Annotated in this window: 2 protein-coding genes; one reads left to right on the forward strand and one right to left on the reverse strand. The window is 52.5% G+C overall.

Translation table 11 applies throughout. The features are described from left to right. Positions 1–812, reverse strand: an 812-nt coding sequence (locus ACOI1H_RS25435; RefSeq protein ID WP_422441094.1) for a competence protein CoiA family protein, incomplete at its 3' end; no start/stop codon positions are given. A gap of 451 nt (positions 813–1,263) precedes the next feature. On the opposite strand from ACOI1H_RS25435, the gene ACOI1H_RS25440 reads away from it, so the two are divergent. Continuing rightward, positions 1,264–1,612: hypothetical protein (locus tag ACOI1H_RS25440; RefSeq protein WP_422441096.1), on the forward strand; the 349-nt coding region annotated here is incomplete at its 3' end.

A 1,612-nucleotide genomic window follows, 5' to 3' on the forward strand; every position in this document is an offset into this window, starting at 1 on the left:
CGGCCGAGGCTGCGAATGCGGCGCTCAGCAACTCTCATCTCCATGCCGCCTGCCAAGGGCGTATCAATGTCGCGCAGGGCCGCGATATGCCTACTCAGCCGCTCGCGTTCTATCTTTCCTCGCATGGCATCTGATGCGGCATTGTAGAGCCATCGACGTGGCGCATGGTGAGATATTTGATCGCGCACCCACTCTTCCGTCAGCTCGATGCTTCTACCGTCCGAAAACAAGATTTCCATTGGACGCAATAGATCGATTTCGAGAACGGATTCAGTGCCAGGTTTAGGCGTCACCGCGTGCTTCCCACGCACTGCCCGCAGAACGATGCGGACATCCTTCAAAGCGCCTGGGGCGCGTGCCCGCACCTCGTAGCCACCACTGCTCTGTTCGCGACCGGCAGCCGCGCTTTCAAATGTGAAGGCAGGCAAGGTGCGTCGAGACAAGGAAGATCCCCATGTCCACTCAAGATCTGGAAGCGCAATCTCATCTCCATCCTGGATGATCTGCGCCAGAAACATGGCAAATGAAGCTGAGAGCGCATCGCGACAAGACGATCCGTTTGCATGTGCGAAATGCCAGGCCTTCTTGTTCCCTTGTCTGGCGATAAGTGCCTCTGAACAAGCCGGACAATGACAAGAGCATGCAAGGCCGCGGTCGACTGTTCCGACGTGCTGTATCCGTCCTGTCTCATGTCGCCCGAACGCCAGGCGAACCATCTCCGATCCGAAGGCATCGTGTGCCTCGGAGTCCCTCAGTCCGCTTCTGAGTGAGGCAGCGATATCACGCGTGGATATCTGATCGAGATGGTTCATGCTCATCCCTATAATATCGAGCCTTTCTCAGCTTCTGCCCAGTTATCCGGAAGAGTGAATGCGAGCTTCATGGAGAACATTGGCCCTATTCTCGACAAACGAAATCCGAACTTCAAAAAACATCTCTCTCGTTCAGCAGCTTCAATTCTGGCCTTTCTGGCCGATATTTTCTATGGGGTATGGTTTACCTGAGAAGCCCCGTTCCCGGCCGCCAAGCCTAAGTCCGCTTGGTTGCAAACTGAGGAAAAAGGACACTCTCATATTGCGTAGTCCATCAGAACTGATTTTTTTACTGCTGTAGAGTTTTGTGCAATAAAATCAGTAAGTTTGCTGTGAGGAAGGGCTGAAGCTTTGTTTAATGATGAGGGTCCGCTTCAGATCTTCTTCGAGTTGAGCAGCAATGGTGTCTTAGGGCCTATATTTCCCCTGATAACTTGATCAGGACACCGCCATGACCGAAGAGAAGAAAATTCCAAACTGGGCCTCGTGCGGAAGTCGCAAAATTCCAGACACGCCCAGTTTTCGAGATTTCTCTCTCTCCACACAGGATGTCTCATTTCTCCCTTACGTTTCTGCTACGAACGGATCGACAAGCGTCATCGATCTCATCGGCCCGATCGTAATCGGTGATGGGTGCCTGATCGTGACTGGATATCAGGATTTTCTATCAGCCTTGTCGATTATCATGGAGGTCAGGCCCGGTATTATCCATGAAGACCCTGACTCAATCAGAATTTTGTTTGGCACAAACACCGACAACCTGAAATATCACACCGGTCCGCGGCAGGCTTTGCCGGATG

Source organism: Loktanella sp. DJP18, from assembly GCF_049310965.1.
GTDB lineage: Bacteria > Pseudomonadota > Alphaproteobacteria > Rhodobacterales > Rhodobacteraceae > Loktanella.